Consider the following 17,088-nt stretch of genomic DNA (forward strand, 5'->3'; position numbering starts at 1 on the left):
CAGTACATTAACTATTATAACCATGAAAGAATAAAAATGAACTTAAATGCAATGAGCCCGGTACAATACCGAGCTCATTATCTAAAATCAATTGTTTAATTTTGTCCAAACAATTGGGTGCAGTTCATTCATGAGCCTTTTTTAATTCATTTAAATGGAATTCTTGAATCAGTGCTGGATTTTCAGGGCTCAAGGTAAAGCTCACTTCTAAATCCCCCTTATCTCCTTCTATTCTGAATTTGCCCCTTAATTGATTTTCAGGAATCATGTCATGTACCTTATTGATAGAGCCAACTTTCGAGAATAAGGCTTCTGCCTCGCTCTTCAATATAGGAGTAAAATAATCAGAGAAAAAATTGATGGCAAAAATGCCACTATTCTCTGCTTGGTTCCAATGAGGCAATATCTTCATCAACTCACTTTGTCTTTGTTTCAAAATAGCGGATATAGGTAAGGTGTACTTGGGCAAGCCAGATGAATTAAGCAATGAATCAATGACTTGCATATTGATACTTCCCATATTAGCATAAGTCAAATTGCTAAAGGATATAATGCCTACTTGATAATCTGGAAATATTCGCCAATTACTCCCAAATCCAGGTAATCCTCCAGAATGAGAAACCGAAGTTCTATTGGCATAATCTTTGGTAAAACTCAAACCATAGGCATAAGCACTAAAGCTTTGACCCACCTGACCGTTGGGATATTTTTGTTTGGCATTGACACTGATAAAATTCCAGGGGAATTGCATTTCTCTGACAGAAGAACGTTTAATTGGACCAGATTCCGGATCATTTCTTTCTGGCCATGCAGACAAATGAAAAGCAACATAATGGCTGAAATCTTCTATGGTGGTAATCAAGCCTCCCATAGCTCCATAAGCACCATCATGTTCCAAGGGTTGCTCTACCCAGGTTTGATTCATCCATCGATAACCTAGAGCCAATTGGTTTTTGGGTACATCCATATATTCCCAATAGGTATGTGTCATGCCTAAAGGCTTTAAAATTTTCTCTGTAATGTAAATTTGATACGATTGACCAGTCACTTTTTTAATAATACTTCCCAAAAGCGCAAATCCCATATTGCTGTATTCAAAGCTAAGCCCGGGATTATTGGAAAATGATATGCCCTTGTTAAGCATCTCAGAAAAGGCCTTTTCTGAAATACCCAGTTGTCGATCTCCCCAGGGATTATCTTCTGGAAAACCAGCTGCATGGGTCATTAAATGCCTTATTGTAATTTCAGGAGCATCTTTTGTTACATATTTTTGATTTTTTAATTCAGGAATATAGTGGTGAGCGGGTTCATCCAATTGCAATTTTCCTTCATCTCTTAACTTCAAGATGGCCATCGTAGTGAAACTTTTGGTCATGGAAGCTATTCGGTAATCGATTTGGGAACTTGCAGGAATTTGTTGTTGTAAATTGGCCAAACCAATGGATTGGGTATGTATCAATTTTCCTTGATAGACCAATCCGTAAACCGCACTAGGTAGTTTTTCCTTTTCCACATAGCGTTTAAATAGCTGATCCATCTGCGGAATAAATGTCTTGATTTTTTCTTCTGGACTTTGCCCAAATGATGAATGTAAACCAATGACAATCAATAGGATAAGTAGTATTTTATTCATGTTTTTTGATTAATAAATGCCTTGTATATTGATTTTCTGCTCTCTCAAAAATATGAACTCGCCCTCCTTTTTCCCTAAAAATAGGCTTCCAATAGGTGATTCAGGAGAAATCGCAAAGTAGTCTTTTTGTTCCAAACTAATTTTTCCTAAACCAACTAACATATAATACGTTCCTTTATCCGTGACGATGAGCGCACCTTTGTCCACATGCTCATAGGTCCTATGAATAGGTACATGCTGAATGATTTGCATGGAATGTCTATTTTGATCGATTAAAGCAGAACATTTATCCATCTCTCTTTGCATCATTTCTCTACCTGTTTCATATTTGTCTCCAGCTGAACTCTTGGTATCAGAATCTCTTGATTCTTTTGCTTGAGCATAAGCAAGCTGAGCCTCTTGGATGTTTTGTTCCAATCGCAAGACTATTTCTTGATAAAGTTGAGATTTAATATGGGGCCAATCGCTCATGTCCGACAAGTTCAAATGATTCTTTTGGGAAATTATCAATAAATTTGTTCATGACCTATTTCTCACCTACCGACTTGATTATAAATCCAGATGGAAGTTCTTATCATTTGAACATTCGTCCTGAGCAATTATGTGATACTATTTTTATGGTGGGGGATCCGGAACGAGTAGAAAAAGTTTCCTGTCATTTTGACCGTATTCATAGCAAAATCCACAAAAGAGAGTTTGTAAGCCATTTTGGAGAACTAGCAGGAAAACCTATTGGAGTACTTTCTAGTGGTATTGGTGCAGACAATGTAGAAATTGTCATGAATGAACTAGATGCTTTAGCCAATATTGATTTTGACACTCGAAAGGAAAAAAGTCACAAAAGATCCTTACATCTCATCCGAATAGGTACTTCGGGATCCATTCAAGAAGATATCCCTATCGATACGGTGTTGATATCTGAGGCTGCCATTGGTTTTGATAATTTAGCTCAATTCTATGATTTCTCTTCGGATAAAAGTCTTACGCAGAGTGATTTAGATCAATTTTGTCAGCAAATTGCTTATCCATTGCCCATTTATGGAGCCAAAGCTTCTAGTCAATTAATTCAACGATTCTCACAAGACCCCTATTTTCAAGAAGCTTTTTATGGGACAACCTTAACTGCGCCTGGATTTTATGCACCACAAGGTCGGACTGTAAGAATGAATTCGATTTTACCTGATTTTTTAAAAGACTGTTCTGCCGCTCTTGTCGGAAATTCAAAAATCACTAATATTGAAATGGAAACAGCAGCTTATTACGCCTTCTCTGGGGTTTTGGGGCATGAAATGATATCTCTAAATGCTATTTTAGCCAATCGAATAACACATCAGTTTTCGACTAATCCAGAGAAACAAATTAGTCAATTAATAGAAAGGGCTATAGAACTCTTTTCATGATGTAATCGTTCATGTAATAACCCTCTCCTACATGTAAATCTAGTTCTTGGTCGATTTGAAATCCTCTTTTCAAATAGAACTGAACGGCAGAATTATGTCGGTTGACATTTAAATACATTACTTTTTGACCATTTTCATGAGCAAACTGGGCCACAAATTCCAATAAGAATGTACCAGCTCCTTTACTTTTTTGTAAAGGCCTCAAATAGATTTTGTGCAGCTTGCCTTCCCTTTCATTCATTGCTTCATAAGCTGCAAATCCAATAGCTCCTTCCTCTGATTCTAACATGAAAAAATGAACGTTTCCTTCGAATTGCTTCTTCAAAACGTCCGTTCTATACATCATGTCCAACATAAACACACATTGTTCTTCACTTAGTATAGATCCATAGGTTGGCCTCCAAGCTTGCTCAGCAATTTCTTGAATGGTAGGAATATCAATTATTTCAGCTTTTCGGATTTTCATCGTGCAAAATTAAGAGCGCAAATTTGTAAATTCGTTAAAATTAAGAAAATATGAGTCAAGAGAAACCGCTTATTCTAATTGCTAATGACGATTCCATTCATTCTAAAGGAATTAGGGTATTAACTGAGATTATGTCAGAAATTGGAGAAGTTGTCGTAGTTGCGCCTGACAGCCATCAATCTGGGATGGGACATGCCATTACCATGGGTACTCCTATTCGTGTGACTAAAACAGAAACTTTTGGACCCAATATTCTTTCTTATAAATGTTCAGGCACCCCTGCCGACTGTGTCAAGTTTGGAAAACACTATATTTTAAAAGGGCGCAAGATTGATTTGATGGTTTCCGGTATCAATCACGGTTCCAATGCTTCTATTTCCGTATTATACTCAGGCACTATGTCTGCTGCCATAGAAGCGGCCATGGAAGGAATTCCTGCAGTTGGCTTTTCTTTATGTGATTATGCCAATGATGCCGACTTTAGTCATTGTCATGATTTAATTATCAAAATAGCTCAACAAGTTTTAGAGCATGGTTTGCATGAAGGTTTAACTCTAAACGTGAATTTTCCGGCCAAATCAGAAGCACCTATTCAAGGAATTCGAGTAGCCCGACAAGCCAAAGCGGTTTATCGTGAGTTTTTTGAAGAAAGAAAAGATCCTTACGGTCAACCCTATTTTTGGATGGATGGCTTTTTGCATAACGAGGATCTAAATAATGGAACTGATTTAGACTGGTTAGCGGAGAATTATGCCACGGTAGTTCCTGTTAAATACGATTTAACAGATTACCAGGCTTTAGAAGAAATGAAACATTGGGATTTTACGATATAAGGGCTTTGACTTTTAAAATGGTCAATAAGCTTAAAGCGTCTTGAATTTCTCCTTGTTCAGCCATTCTAAATACTTCGTGTATAGGTAGCTTTCTGACAACTAAAGACTCTGTTTCTTCTGGACTAGCGATTCCTTGTTGTAGGTTTTTCGCTAAAAACATATGGGCTTTTTCATCGGTTACAGAATTGGACAAATAGCAAGTTCCAAGGTCAATCCACTCTTTAGCGTGTAATCCTGTTTCTTCTTCTAATTCTCTTTGAGCAGCCTCCAATGGATTTTCCTTCTCATTTATCAAACATCCTCCTTCAGGTAATTCCCAGGAATAGGCATCCAGAGTATATCGATGTTGACCCACTAAATAGGTATTTCCATCTTCATCCAAAGGAAAGATAGAAACCGCTGTATTTTTAAAGTGAACCAATCCATAAATACCTTCTTTCTGATTTGGATTGAGGACCTCATGATGCTCAATTCGGATCCAAGGATTTTCATATACGGTATTTTTGGAAAGAGTTTTCCAAGGCTTATCTTGTAGTTCCATCCCGTAAAAATAAAAGGAATTGATGTATCTTTGTGCATAAATTTTTCCCATGAAACAGCGTCTGCTGCTTATTACTTTCTCGGTCAGTGTCCTGATTTTAATAGGAAAATTTTATGCCTATTATTTAAGTGGTTCTACTACCTTATTAACAGATGCTTTAGAATCCATCATTAATGTAGTGGCAGGAGCTTTTGCCTTTTATTCTGTTTATTTAGCATCGCTACCCAAAGATTTGAATCACCCTTATGGGCATGGAAAAATAGAGTTTTTTGCCTCTGGTTTAGAAGGAGTATTGATTCTTTTAGCCGCAGCCTACATCTTTTTGCATGCTTCTCAGCATTTATGGACAAATCAAGAAATCAAAAGTTTGGACATGGGTATGGCCATTTCTTTGGGATCTTCAGCACTGAATGGTATCATGGGATACTTCTTGATTCAGATGGGTAAAAAAGAGCATTCTCCAACTATGGTGGCGGATGGAAAACACTTGCGTTTGGATGCCTACAATAGTTTATTGGTCGTATTAGCTTTAGCTATCACCTATTTTACTCATTGGTTATGGGTTGACTCCGCTGCATCTCTCCTATTTGCGTTTTTTATGTTTTGGCAAGGTATTCGCTTGATTCGTACTTCTGTCGCGGCTTTAATGGATGAAACCAATCCAAAAGTATTTCGAATGGTCATCGATTGGATTACCCAAAATCAAAGGGACCAGTGGATTGATTTACATAATTTAAGGGTTCAGCAATATGGTGGTGATTTACATATCGACTGCCATTTAACCTTACCTCGATATTGGGATTTGAACCATGTGCATGAGGAAATTCATGACTTTGAAGGAACTCTATCTCAAGTTCTTCCTACTCACATTGAGATATTTGTACACGCTGATCCTTGCTTGGACGAATGTTGTGCCCATTGTCAAGTATCTGACTGCCCGATCCGAGCACATGCATTTCAGGAAAAAATTGAATGGAATAATGTGAATTTGGCCTTAAATCAAAAGCACTTTTTGGAACAATTAAACCGTCCTTAGGCTTCCCATTCCCCCGTCTACTCCTATTATTTGTCCTGTAATCCAAGAATTTTCAGGTTTTAATAAGAATACTGCCAAATTAGCTACGTCCTCAGCCTGTCCTACCCGACCCAGTGGATGACGTTTTCCACCAGCTTCCACTTTTTCAGGAGTACTTAAGAGATTCTGAGCTAAAGGTGTTTGGGTTAATGAAGGTGCAATGGCATTCACTCGAATTTTAAAACTGCTTAATTCAGCTGCTAAAGAGCGAGTTAGACCTTCAATTGCCCCTTTGGAACTAGCAATGGAAGCATGAAAACCCATTCCTGTTTGAACAGCTACTGTACTAAAAAGCACGATGGATCCACTATTGGATTGTTTGAGTGAAGCTAATAAACCTTGAATCACTCGAACGGCCCCTAATACATTAATTTTAAAATCTTGTTCAAAATCTGTTGTAGTTAATCGGTGAAATGGTTTTAACACGATGCTACCTGGACAATAAGCAATACCATCAACAGCTCCTTGAATGGACGAAAAAAGTTGATCATCATCTTGAAGGGCATCCCAAGTGTAATTTTCAATTCCTGCTAAATCTGAAGCATTTCTAGAAAAATTAAGTACACGATGTCCAGCGGCAATTAATTGCTCAGCTATAGAGTGACCAATCCCTTGGCTAGCTCCAACAACCACAAATACTCCCATTAGATAGATTGAATACCTCCTAAAAATTCTTTTTTGGTAGATTCTTCTTGAAATTTACCTCCATAAAAAGAAGTAATGGTCGACGTAGCATCGTCTTTTACTCCTCTAGAAGAAACACAAAGGTGTTTGGCATCGATATAAATTGCCACATGTTCAGTTTCTAATACTTTTTGCAAATGCTTTGCAATCTGCATGGTTAATCGCTCCTGAACTTGAGGTCTTTTGGCATAATATTGAACAATACGGTTCAATTTTGATAATCCAATAACCTTACCAGATGAGATGTAAGCAATATGTGTTTTACCAACGATAGGTACGAAATGGTGCTCACAATTTGAGTAAAAACTAATGTTTTTCTCAATAAGCATTTCATTGTAGCCAAACTTATTCTCAAATAAGGCTATTTGAGGCTCATTTTTAGGGTTTAAACCACTGAAAATTTCTTCTACGTACATTTTAGCTACACGCTTAGGTGTACCTTTTAATGAATCGTCAGTCAAATCTAAACCTAGGGTCAACATGATTTCTCTAAAATGCCCCTCAATTTTTTTGATTTTTTCTGGATCAGAAAGATCAAATGCATCTGACCGCATAGGCGTTTCAATCGAAGTCGCTATGTGATTGTCTCCAATCTCATCATCCGTAAAATGGAAATTTTCCGTATCAATGAGCAGGGAATTCAACAAAATTTCTTTCTGTTTCATATAATCTAATTTTTAAGTCAAGGTTGGTGGCAAGTGTAGTTCTTAATTTTTGATAAATGATCAAGGCAATGTTTTCAGCCGTGGGATTCAAATGGGCAAATTCAGGAACATCTAAATTTAGATTCTTATGATCGAATTTCTGAATTATTTCCTTTTGAATCAGTTGGGAAACCTCTTTCATATCTATCACATAACCCGTTTCTGGATTAATTGTTCCAGTAATTTGCACAATTAATTCATAATTGTGCCCATGATAATTGGGATTATTGCATAATCCAAACACTTCCTGGTTTTTTTCATCCGACCAATTTGGGTTGAATAATCGGTGAGCAGCATTAAAATGCTCTTTTCTAAATACACTTACTCTAGGAAGCTCTATCATTTTTTTAAATTGGATATAAATTTACAGCCATAATTTGATTAAATTTCAATTTCATTACCTAAAACCAGTTTAACTATTTATGAAAAGGCGAAACTTTATTTCAAAATCGCTGCTATATACTTCATCTGCTGCTCTATTTCCCACTATTTTAAAAGGCATACCTCAAGAACAAACAAAAGTGCGTTTAGGTTTCATTGGTGTGGGACTTCGTGGAAGAAATCATCTAGAAATGGCGATGTATCGTCCCGATGTAGAAATTGTAGCAATTTGTGATGTTGATCCTCAAGCTATTCAGATTTCTCAAAAAATGATCCGTGATAAGGGCCGCAAAGAAGCGGTTGTTTATCAAAAGGGTGATCATGATTTTGAAAATTTAGTCAAACGAAACGACATTGATGGCGTAGTTATTGCAACTCCTTGGGAATGGCATGTGCCAATGGCCTTAGCTTCCATGAAAGAAGGCAAATATACGGGGGTAGAAGTATCAGCTACCGTTACCTTGAAAGAATCATGGGATTTAGTGAATATGTTTGAAAAAACAGGTGCTCATTGCATGATTTTGGAGAATGTATGCTATCGTCGTGATGTGTTAGCTGTTTTAAATATGGTTCGTCAAGGCATGTTTGGCTCATTAACCCATGTACAATGTGGTTACCAACATGACTTGCGTGAAGTGAAATTCAATGATGGCGTTAAGCCTTATGGCGGAGGGGTTGAATTTGGAGCTAAAGGATTTTCTGAGGCTAAATGGAGAACTCAGCATTCCATCGATCGAAATGGCGATATCTATCCTACCCATGGCCTTGGTCCTGTAGCTGAAATGCTCAATATAAACCGAGGAAACCAGTTTTTATACATAACTTCCATGGCTAGCCCATCCCTTGGATTGCATAAATACATTGTTGATAAAGGTGGTAAAGATCATCCCAATGCCAAAACTAAGTTTAAGCTAGGAGATGTAGTAACGACCCTAATCAAATGCGCCAATGGTGAGACTATTATGATCTCTCACGATACGAACTCTCCTAGACCTTATTCTTTGGGTTTCCGGGTTCAAGGAACTAATGGTTTATGGATGGATGATAATAAGTCCATTTATTTAGAAGGAGTTTCTCCAAAAGCACATAGCTGGGAACCATTTAAACCATACCAAGAAAAATATGATCACCCACTTTGGAAGGCTCATGCACAAGATGCTGAAAATGCTGGACATGGTGGAATTGACTATTTTGTATTAAGAGCATTTATTGAATCCATAAAAAATAAAGTAGCCCCTCCTATTGACGTGTATGATGCGGCAGCCTGGTCAGCTATTTCACCACTTTCAGAAGAATCGATTGCCAAAGGATCTGCTCCTGTTAAAATTCCAGATTTCACCCGTGGAAAATGGAAAACGAATCAACCTATTTTTGCTTTACATGATAACTATTAAACCTTTATGACAACTACAAACAAACCTACCAACACCTCTGGAGCTCTTTTAATTATCGGAATACTCTTTTTTGTATTTGGATTTGTGACCTGGGTAAACTCTGTATTAATTGCCTTTTTCAAGGCCGCATTTGCATTAAATAACTTTGAATCTCTATTAGTAACTTCCGCATTTTTCATTTCTTACTTTGTTATGGCCATTCCTTCTTCATGGGTTTTAGCCAAAACAGGTTTCAAAAATGGTATGTCGGTGGGATTAATTGTGATGGCTGTAGGAACTGTATTATTCGTGCCTGCTGCTGAAATGTCCAATTACCCCATGTTTCTTTTGGGTCTATTCGTGATTGGTACTGGTTTAGCTCTATTGCAAACTGCTTCTAATCCTTATGTAACGATTTTAGGTTCTCCAGATTCAGCAGCAAAGCGTATTTCCGTGATGGGAATTTGCAATAAAGTGGCTGGTATATTAAGTCAGTTTATTTTTGGAGGACTATTGCTTTCATCCACAACTGATGCAAAGGATTTAAGTATCGTGGTAACTCCTTATTTAATTATGACAGGAGTTTTAGTGGGTTTAGCCTTATTGGTTCGTTTTTCCACTTTACCTGAGGTAGAAGCTGAGGAAAGTGAAGAAGCGGCTGCAGAACAACGTTCTAGCGTATGGGCTTATCCAAACCTAGTCTTAGGGCTAGTGGCCTTTTTCTTATATGTGGGTGTTGAAGTGATGGCGGGTGATACCATTATCAATTATGGAGTATCTCAAGGTATTGATATGGAAGTTGCTAAGACCTTTACAACCTATACTTTATATGGAATGTTAGCTGGATATGTAGTAGGTATTTTGTTCATTCCTAAGGTGTTATCTCAACAAAAAGCCTTGAATTACTCAGCAATTTTAGGCGTTGTTTTTTCTCTTGGAACAGTACTTTTAGACGGTTATTATTCAGTAATGTGCTTAGCTATGTTGGGTTTAGCCAATGCTTTGATGTGGCCAGCATTATGGCCTCTAGCCATCAGTGGTTTAGGAAAATATACCAAATTGGGCTCAGCTTTGATTATTATGATGATTTCAGGTGGGGCATTAATTCCTTTATTATATGGTGATATCGCCGATAGAATTCAAGATACTCAATTGGCATATGTCATTATGGTTCCTTGTTATTTGTTTATTCTTTTTTACGCAACAATCGGCCACAAAAAGAGTTCTTGGTAAAAGCATCATGCAAAAAGAGCCTCATCTTATTTCCATGAGATGAGGCTTTTTGTTTGTATTTCGTAAATTTGATTTAAATTTTATACCTATGTCAAGCATCCTACAATCGTCTTCAGCTCATTTGGTCAGCGATGGGAACATCTATGCTCCTACTTTGTTTGGCTACCAGCGGAGAGAAACGATTCCTGTTTCAATAGGAGATTTGATGTTAGGTTCTGATTTTCCAATTCGTATACAATCCATGACTACCGTAGATACTATGGATACTCATGGTTCCATTGAACAATCGATACGCATGATTGATGCAGGTTGCGAATTGGTTCGTATTACAGCCCCCTCTGTCAAAGAGGCCCAAAATTTAGAAAATATCCGTAAAGGTTTACGCGCTAAGGGTTACAAAACTCCTTTGGTTGCTGACATACATTTTACTCCTAATGCCGCAGAATTAGCCGCTAGGATTGTTGAAAAAGTGAGAATTAATCCAGGGAATTATGCGGATAAAAAACGCTTTGAAACCATAGAATATACGGAAACGTCTTATCAAGCTGAATTAGAACGTATTCGAGATAAATTTTTGCCCTTGGTGAAAATTTGCAAAGAATATGGCACTGCCATGCGGATTGGTACAAACCACGGTTCATTATCCGATCGTATTTTAAGTCGATATGGCGATACTCCTTTAGGTATGGTAGAATCTGCTTTGGAGTTTCTTCGTATTTGTGAGGATGAGAATTATTTCAACATTGTACTTTCTATGAAAGCTTCCAATACCCAGGTCATGGTTGAAGCTTATCGTTTATTAAGTAAAAAGTTAGCTGATGGTCAATTTAAAGCATATCCATTGCATTTAGGTGTTACTGAGGCAGGAGAAGGAGAAGATGGTCGGATTAAATCAGCTGTGGGTATAGGAACATTATTAGAAGACGGACTAGGAGATACTATACGTGTTTCATTAACTGAAGATCCAGAATTTGAAATTCCTGTAGCCAAAGATTTGGTCAATCGTTATGTTGGTCGAAATCACCCCAATGCACCCATTCCAAGCCTGCTTAATTTACCTGCAGGTTTTGACTCTCCCATTAATCCATTTGCGCATAGCAGACGAAAAAGTGCTGAATTATTGAATTTCGGTGGACATCAGGTACCTCGTGTCCTTGCTGATTTTTCCAATTTGAAAGGCATAGGAATGGAAGATTTGAAAGCCATTGGTCATTTTTATTTGCCAGAACCCGATAAGTGGGCTATGAATGATTTGGGAGCTGATTATCTATACACAGGCGATTTGGATTTAGACTTTATGCTTCCCAATGGTTTGAAGCAGATTCAATCATCCAAAACTTGGTTAGCATCAAGTACATCGGAGCATCAATTTCCCTTATTTGAAGCGGAGGAATGGTTACATTCAAGTAAAAAACACAACCAACTTAATTTTGTACATGCAGATGCAGAAGAAGTTTGGACCAATGAAGTATTGATTAATGCCCTTAAATCAGCTCAAAAAGAAGTTTTAGTCTTGTCATCCAGCTTTTCCAACCGAATGGCTGCTTTGCGCAGAGCTTTTTTTGAACTAGAAACACAAGGAATTGATATTCCAGTGGTTATACGCTTAAATTACCAGGACATAGCCTCGGATCAATTTCAATTATTTGCACCAACTGACGCGGGAGCTTTGTTTATAGATGGATTTGGTGATGGATTAATGCTTTCTCTTGCTGGCTTACAGGTTCAATCTTCCTTAGAGAATTCTACAAACTTTGGTATTTTACAAGCTTGTCGAGTACGTATATCAAAAACAGAATATATCTCCTGCCCTTCTTGCGGTAGAACTTTATTTGATTTACAAGAAACTACAGCCAGAATTCGACAAGTGACTGATCATTTAAAAGGAGTAAAAATCGGAATCATGGGATGTATTGTCAATGGTCCAGGAGAAATGGCTGATGCTGATTACGGGTATGTAGGGATTGGTAAAGATAAAATTGCCCTATATCGTGGTCAAGAAGTCGTTAAAAAGTCGGTACCCGCAGATTCAGCTGTGGATGAATTAATTCAATTAATCAAAGAAGACGGAATTTGGAAAGATCCGCAAGAAACGAATAACTAAGATGAGCAGACTAAAAGAACAATTTAGAATAGGAGAAGTTTTCACTTACTTTATTCGCGTATTTCAAAAGCCAAAACCAGGCGCACCGACGAACTTTAATATTCGTACGATGCACATGATTAATAAAATATCAATTGTGATGTTTTTGTTTTGTGTGGCTGTGATGATTTACCGCGCAGTATTTCGCTAAATCTATTTCATTCCAAATTTACACCAATGTGACTTGGCATAGGCTAATGCCTTTTTGTCTTTGGTTTTGCCAGTGACATAATCACACAAATATTGGTATTCCTTTGGTCCTGGGGCATTGGGAAGTACAGCCAATAATTTTTCAATCACTTGAATGGCTTGAGAAGCTTTCTTTTGTTTAAATAACAATGTGCTTTCGACCATCCACATTCTTCTTTGTATAGAGCTTGGGTCCAAACCTGCCTTACTCATTTGAGCTTTCATTTTTTGTATATCCGCTAAGCTTAATTTATTAGCTTGAGAACTTGTCAAGACGATTTGAAAGATATTTTCATAACTCATCCGCACTGGGCTAGCCTCATAAATTCTTTCATAAGCTGGGATGTGGTTGATGAAATAATCAAAAAGTACATTGTTATTATTCATCATTACCATTTGAATGGCATTGAATGTACTTTGTGAGGTATATTGACTAGGATTTAAGGTCTTAGCAAATTCATTGAAAGCCAGAATGTTGGATGTCGTATCACCTACAATTCGGGCATATTCAGCATAGTTTAATAAGAATTGAGGATTTTTATCTCCTGCTTTCAACCTTTTGGCATAGTTTTGAGCATGTTCTGCTGGATTCGCTGCCTTTTGGGCAATTGAATTTACATTAATTACAGAATTGTCTCTTTCTCCAAAAATCTTAGCTCCTACGATTTGTAATGAAGTAGGATCCATGAATATGAAAGTAGGTGTAGCATTGATCGTGATTTTAAGCTTTTTCAAAAGCTTTTGATTCTCTGGATTACGAATGTCCAATTGGAAATTGACAAATTTCGCATTGTACAAAGCTCCTACTTGAGGTTGAGCAAAAGTTCCTTTGAAGGCATTACAAATATGACAATCAGGCGCATACACTTCCATAAACAAAAGTTTATTTTGTTGCTTTGCCGTTGCGACAGCCGTATTGAAATTTCCTGTTTTAATGAAGTTAATGCCCTTTTGAGCCATGCTAGGCACAGAAACAAGCAGCACAAAGGCAATTAAAAAATGGGATACTTTCATATAATTTCCTTATTGGCCTTTTTCAGCGGCAACGATTTCTTTCTTTAAATGACTGGACAAAGTCATACAAACTTGTTCGATTTCTTGAGAGAAAAAAGTATCACCTGTTGCTTGTAAAGAAGCTTCAGACACTGTTCCTAAAATCTCAATAAAAAAACGTTTCATATCCAATACTTCCATGTCTTTAGTCCAAAGAGGTAAGGTTAATGTGCCTTTATGGTATGGATCCCAAGTCGCTACTAAAATGGCTTTAGTTTCTTCAATTCCCTCATTGGGATTATCTGTAGCTGACCAAGAAATTTGTTCAGGAATGTTATTTTCGTCTAAACTAATTTTGAAATTTATCTCTGATTGTTTCATTGCTTAATTTGAATTGTTTTTCGATTCAGGGACTAAATTCTATCCCAAATAAATCGTATTTTCGTACAAAAGTAAGAAAACTTAATGGTTCGAGCAGAAATTATTACGATTGGAGATGAGATTCTTTATGGTCAAATATTGGATACCAATACCCAATGGATTAGCCTTGAATTAGATAAAATAGGAATTAAAACCATCCGGAAGTCGTCTGTAGGCGATCAAGAAAGTGAAATTTTAAGTATTTTGGAGGAAGCTCAGCATCGGGCTGATATCGTTTTCATTACAGGAGGCTTAGGTCCTACCAAGGATGATTTAACCAAAAAAGTATTGGCAAAATTCTTTGATTGCGATATGGCTTATCAGCCTCAAGCGTTGGAAGATGTGCGTATTTTCTTTGAAAAAAGAGGTAGAGAATTAAGCGATTTGAATCGTGATCAGGCTTTGTTGCCAACCAAGGCACAATACATTCAAAATAAGCAAGGAACAGCTCCTGGGATGTGGTTTGAAGAAAAAGAAACCGTTTGGGTTTCCATGGCTGGGGTACCATTTGAAATGAAAGCTATGATGGAGGAACAGGTTTTACCACGAGTAGCCCAACATTTCAAAACGCCAACCATTGTTCATAAAATTGTTAAAGTTGTAGGTATTGGAGAATCCTATTTGTCGGATATGATTCAGGATTGGGAATTATCCTTACCCCAACATATTAAACTGGCATATTTGCCCTCTTTGGGAATTGTTAAATTACGTTTGACAGGCTTTGGAGATAGTGTTAATCAATTAAATCACGATATTCAACAGGAAATAGATCGTGTCTTACCCCTCATCAAACCTTTTGTATTTGGTTATGAGCAGGATGAATTATCTCAGGTTATTGGTAAATTATTAATCCAAAAAGATGCTAGTATCGCATTAGCGGAAAGTTGTACCGGTGGTTATTTATCGCATTTATTTACGGAAATAGCGGGAAGTTCAGCCTATTTTAAAGGAGCTGTCATTTCCTATGCCAATGAAGTTAAAGAGGAAGCATTGGGTGTTTCTACTGATATTTTGGAGAAAGAAGGAGCGGTTAGTGAAGCTTGTATCATTGCCATGGCAAATGGAGCTAGAAAAAAATTAAATAGTACATTGTCCTTAGCCACTTCAGGTATTGCTGGCCCGGATGGAGGTACAGAAGATAAACCTGTTGGAACGGTTTGGATTGCTTTATCTCATTCAGAAGGTGTCATTACTCATAAATTGCAATTAGCAGGCACTAGGAAGCAAATAATTCACATGACGGCACTCAACTGTCTGAATTTAGTTAGGAAATTTTTGTTAAACGAATTGACTCAATAGTTATGGCCATCATGGAAGTCATTATGCCTAAAATGGGTGAAAGTATCATGGAAGCTACCGTGTTAAACTGGTTGAAGAAACCGGGTGATTATGTGGAAGCTGATGAATTTATTTTAGAGGTCGCTACCGATAAGATTGATACCGAGGTGCCAAGTCCCGTTTCAGGTTATTTACAAAAAATCATTGTTCCCGTGGGTGAAATTGCAACCATTGGAAAGGCTATTTGTGTCATAGATTCAACTGAAAATTCAGCTGAGCACTCACCCACCACATCTGCGTCAACTATGTTCCCGCAGCATGAAGAATTGGCTTTGTTGACAGATGTAAGTTTAGGAATTTTAGGTCAAAATGAAGAAAAATCTAATCCTTGGATTTCTCCTTTAATCAAACAGATTTGTTTACAAGAGAATGTTACTCAGCGAGAGTTGAGCACCATTAAAGGATCTGGTCTAGATCAGCGAGTTACGAAGAAAGATGTATTGAATTACATTGCAGTACGTAATTCCAAACGAATGATTGCCTCAGGGACGCTGAGTCAAGGGCCAGGTTTACGACTTCCAGGTGACGTGGTGATTGAAATGGACCGTATGCGTAAGATGATTTCTGAGCGTATGGTGGATTCAAAGCGTATAGCTCCTCACGTTACTTCATTTTTGGAAGCGGATATGACGGCTATGGTTACTTGGCGTGAAACCGAAAAGGCTAATTTTTTGGCCAAATACAAGGAGCCAATTACCTATACACCATTGTTGATCATGGCTACGGCTAAAGCTCTGAAGGATTTTCCAGGGATGAATATTTCGGTGGAGGGAAATTACCTAGTACAACATGAGCAAATCAATATTGGGATGGCGGTAGCCTTACCCAATGGTAATTTGATTGTCCCTGTTATTCATGAAGTCGATAAATTATCATTATTAGAGCTGACTAAAAAGGTCAACGATCTTTCCAATCGTGCTAGATTGAATAAATTAACCCCATCTGATTTAGAAGGTGGCACCTATTCTATCTCCAATATAGGTTCATTTGGTAACCTTATGGGTACTCCTATCATTGTTCAACCTCAAGTTGGTATTTTGGCATTTGGAGTGATAGAAAAGAAACCAGCCGTGATTGCTGGACCTCAAGGAGATCAGATTGCGATTCGTCAAAAGATGTTCATTTCTCATTCATATGACCATCGTGTAATCGATGGTTCTTTGGGTGGAGGTTTCTTGAAACGAGTTTCGGATTATCTAGAGAAATTCAATATCGACGATCATGAATTGTAGTCAGATCATTATTTTACATGAGGCTCAGGTTGTTATTCTGAGCCTTTTTATTTAAAAGATTCAAAGTGTTTTCTTGCCTGATAAATGGCCAAAGTAAATGATGTTATTTTAGTTTTTTGAAGCTGTCCTTAAAAACATTACTTAAAATACATTTTTACAGTATTTCTTTTTTTTCAAAAAAAGAAATACCTAAGTATTGGTATTAAAGTAAAGTACGATATAAAATAACATGAATTGATTCAAATATTACATATCGGAAAATCCAAAATAGTATTGACCAACTCAGCCGACCAAAAAACTGTCAACTTATTTCAGGACGAGACAGCTAAGTGAGGTCTTTTGTTATTGTAATGTTTTATAGCTTGTTTAATCATTATTTTAGCTTGTTTAAAATCTTTTGGCTTGACTATTAAGAATTCACCTTTTAGAATTCCATTAATACGTTCCGCT

At 37.2% G+C, this 17,088-nt stretch carries 20 protein-coding genes; 10 read left to right on the forward strand and 10 right to left on the reverse strand.

Features of this window, described 5'->3' with window-relative positions; all coding sequences use genetic code 11:
- Positions 1-99: IS3 family transposase (locus G9H60_RS12960; RefSeq protein WP_223143705.1), on the forward strand; the 99-nt coding region annotated here is incomplete at its 5' end.
- Positions 100-124: 25 nt separating this feature from the next.
- Here the strand turns inward: G9H60_RS12960 and G9H60_RS12965 are convergent.
- Both G9H60_RS12965 and G9H60_RS12970 read right to left on the reverse strand, forming a co-directional pair.
- Complete coding sequence (locus G9H60_RS12965) at positions 125-1,633, reverse strand: serine hydrolase domain-containing protein (RefSeq protein WP_223144475.1); 1,509 nt, start codon at positions 1,631-1,633, stop codon at positions 125-127.
- A 9-nt stretch (positions 1,634-1,642) separates the two neighbouring features.
- On the reverse strand, positions 1,643-2,104 hold the full coding sequence (locus G9H60_RS12970; RefSeq protein ID WP_223144476.1) for a 3-oxoacyl-ACP synthase: 462 nt from the start codon (positions 2,102-2,104) through the stop codon (positions 1,643-1,645).
- A gap of 50 nt (positions 2,105-2,154) precedes the next feature.
- On the opposite strand from G9H60_RS12970, the gene G9H60_RS12975 reads away from it, so the two are divergent.
- Positions 2,155-3,033, forward strand: coding sequence for a nucleoside phosphorylase (locus G9H60_RS12975; protein ID WP_223144477.1), 879 nt, complete (start codon positions 2,155-2,157; stop codon positions 3,031-3,033).
- Here G9H60_RS12975 and G9H60_RS12980 read toward each other — a convergent pair.
- Positions 3,014-3,499, reverse strand: a complete 486-nt coding sequence (locus G9H60_RS12980) for a GNAT family N-acetyltransferase (protein WP_223144478.1) — start codon at positions 3,497-3,499, stop codon at positions 3,014-3,016. The two genes, G9H60_RS12975 and G9H60_RS12980, sit on opposite strands and share 20 nt — an antisense overlap.
- A gap of 50 nt (positions 3,500-3,549) precedes the next feature.
- On the opposite strand from G9H60_RS12980, the gene surE reads away from it, so the two are divergent.
- A complete protein-coding gene (gene surE, locus G9H60_RS12985; protein ID WP_223144479.1) occupies positions 3,550-4,332 on the forward strand; it encodes a 5'/3'-nucleotidase SurE in 783 nt (260 codons plus the stop codon).
- On the opposite strand, the gene G9H60_RS12990 is transcribed toward surE, so the two are convergent.
- Positions 4,322-4,924 carry an NUDIX domain-containing protein gene (locus G9H60_RS12990; RefSeq protein WP_262900048.1) on the reverse strand — a complete coding sequence of 201 codons (603 nt, stop codon included), beginning with the start codon at positions 4,922-4,924 and terminating at the stop codon, positions 4,322-4,324. The genes surE and G9H60_RS12990 overlap by 11 nt on opposite strands.
- Here G9H60_RS12990 and G9H60_RS12995 point away from each other — a divergent pair.
- Entirely contained in the window at positions 4,923-5,909 is a 987-nt protein-coding gene (locus G9H60_RS12995; protein ID WP_223144480.1) for a cation diffusion facilitator family transporter, read from the forward strand. The two genes, G9H60_RS12990 and G9H60_RS12995, sit on opposite strands and share 2 nt — an antisense overlap.
- Here G9H60_RS12995 and G9H60_RS13000 read toward each other — a convergent pair.
- Genes G9H60_RS13000 through G9H60_RS13010 form a run of 3 tightly spaced genes read right to left on the reverse strand, consistent with a single transcriptional unit; the run spans position 5,895 to position 7,679 of the window.
- Positions 5,895-6,593 (reverse strand): SDR family NAD(P)-dependent oxidoreductase, encoded by a 699-nt coding sequence (locus G9H60_RS13000; RefSeq protein WP_223144481.1) that lies wholly within the window; start codon positions 6,591-6,593, stop codon positions 5,895-5,897. The genes G9H60_RS12995 and G9H60_RS13000 overlap by 15 nt on opposite strands.
- The gene (gene folE / locus G9H60_RS13005; protein ID WP_223144482.1) at positions 6,593-7,297 is read right to left on the reverse strand and encodes a GTP cyclohydrolase I FolE; all 705 of its coding nucleotides are present in this window, start codon (positions 7,295-7,297) and stop codon (positions 6,593-6,595) included. Before folE ends, G9H60_RS13000 begins: the two co-directional genes overlap by 1 nt.
- Complete coding sequence (locus G9H60_RS13010; protein ID WP_223144483.1) at positions 7,257-7,679, reverse strand: 6-pyruvoyl trahydropterin synthase family protein; 423 nt, start codon at positions 7,677-7,679, stop codon at positions 7,257-7,259. The genes folE and G9H60_RS13010 overlap by 41 nt, the downstream gene beginning before the upstream one ends.
- A 79-nt stretch (positions 7,680-7,758) precedes the next feature.
- Here G9H60_RS13010 and G9H60_RS13015 point away from each other — a divergent pair, with 79 nt between their 5' ends.
- The 4 genes from G9H60_RS13015 (at position 7,759) to G9H60_RS13030 (ending at position 12,617) form a co-directional block, all read left to right on the forward strand.
- The gene (locus G9H60_RS13015; RefSeq protein ID WP_223144484.1) at positions 7,759-9,111 is read left to right on the forward strand and encodes a Gfo/Idh/MocA family protein; all 1,353 of its coding nucleotides are present in this window, start codon (positions 7,759-7,761) and stop codon (positions 9,109-9,111) included.
- A gap of 6 nt (positions 9,112-9,117) precedes the next feature.
- Positions 9,118-10,323: a sugar MFS transporter gene (locus tag G9H60_RS13020; protein ID WP_223144485.1), complete on the forward strand. Its 1,206-nt coding sequence runs from the start codon at positions 9,118-9,120 to the stop codon at positions 10,321-10,323.
- An 88-nt stretch (positions 10,324-10,411) separates the two neighbouring features.
- Positions 10,412-12,427, forward strand: a complete 2,016-nt coding sequence (ispG, locus tag G9H60_RS13025; protein ID WP_223144486.1) for a (E)-4-hydroxy-3-methylbut-2-enyl-diphosphate synthase — start codon at positions 10,412-10,414, stop codon at positions 12,425-12,427.
- 1 nt (position 12,428) lies between these two features.
- Complete coding sequence (locus G9H60_RS13030; protein ID WP_223144487.1) at positions 12,429-12,617, forward strand: DUF6728 family protein; 189 nt, start codon at positions 12,429-12,431, stop codon at positions 12,615-12,617.
- Positions 12,618-12,619: 2 nt separating this feature from the next.
- Here the strand turns inward: G9H60_RS13030 and G9H60_RS13035 are convergent, their stop codons facing one another.
- Together G9H60_RS13035 and gldC are read right to left on the reverse strand one after the other, a co-directional pair.
- Positions 12,620-13,669 (reverse strand): thioredoxin family protein, encoded by a 1,050-nt coding sequence (locus G9H60_RS13035; protein WP_223144488.1) that lies wholly within the window; start codon positions 13,667-13,669, stop codon positions 12,620-12,622.
- A 9-nt stretch (positions 13,670-13,678) separates the two neighbouring features.
- The gene (gldC, locus tag G9H60_RS13040; protein WP_223144489.1) at positions 13,679-14,029 is read right to left on the reverse strand and encodes a gliding motility protein GldC; all 351 of its coding nucleotides are present in this window, start codon (positions 14,027-14,029) and stop codon (positions 13,679-13,681) included.
- Positions 14,030-14,113: 84 nt separating this feature from the next.
- Here gldC and G9H60_RS13045 point away from each other — a divergent pair, with 84 nt between their 5' ends.
- Both G9H60_RS13045 and G9H60_RS13050 read left to right on the forward strand, forming a co-directional pair.
- Positions 14,114-15,367 carry a competence/damage-inducible protein A gene (locus G9H60_RS13045; protein WP_223144490.1) on the forward strand — a complete coding sequence of 418 codons (1,254 nt, stop codon included), beginning with the start codon at positions 14,114-14,116 and terminating at the stop codon, positions 15,365-15,367.
- Between the two features lie 2 nt (positions 15,368-15,369).
- The gene (locus tag G9H60_RS13050) at positions 15,370-16,638 is read left to right on the forward strand and encodes a dihydrolipoamide acetyltransferase family protein (RefSeq protein WP_223144491.1); all 1,269 of its coding nucleotides are present in this window, start codon (positions 15,370-15,372) and stop codon (positions 16,636-16,638) included.
- Positions 16,639-16,949: 311 nt separating this feature from the next.
- Here G9H60_RS13050 and G9H60_RS13640 read toward each other — a convergent pair whose 3' ends face one another.
- Positions 16,950-17,078: an integrase core domain-containing protein gene (locus tag G9H60_RS13640; protein WP_394369795.1), complete on the reverse strand. Its 129-nt coding sequence runs from the start codon at positions 17,076-17,078 to the stop codon at positions 16,950-16,952.
- Between the last annotated feature and the right edge of the window lie 10 nt (positions 17,079-17,088).

The organism is Aquirufa aurantiipilula (assembly GCF_019923745.1).
In the GTDB taxonomy this organism is placed as follows: domain Bacteria; phylum Bacteroidota; class Bacteroidia; order Cytophagales; family Spirosomataceae; genus Aquirufa; species Aquirufa aurantiipilula.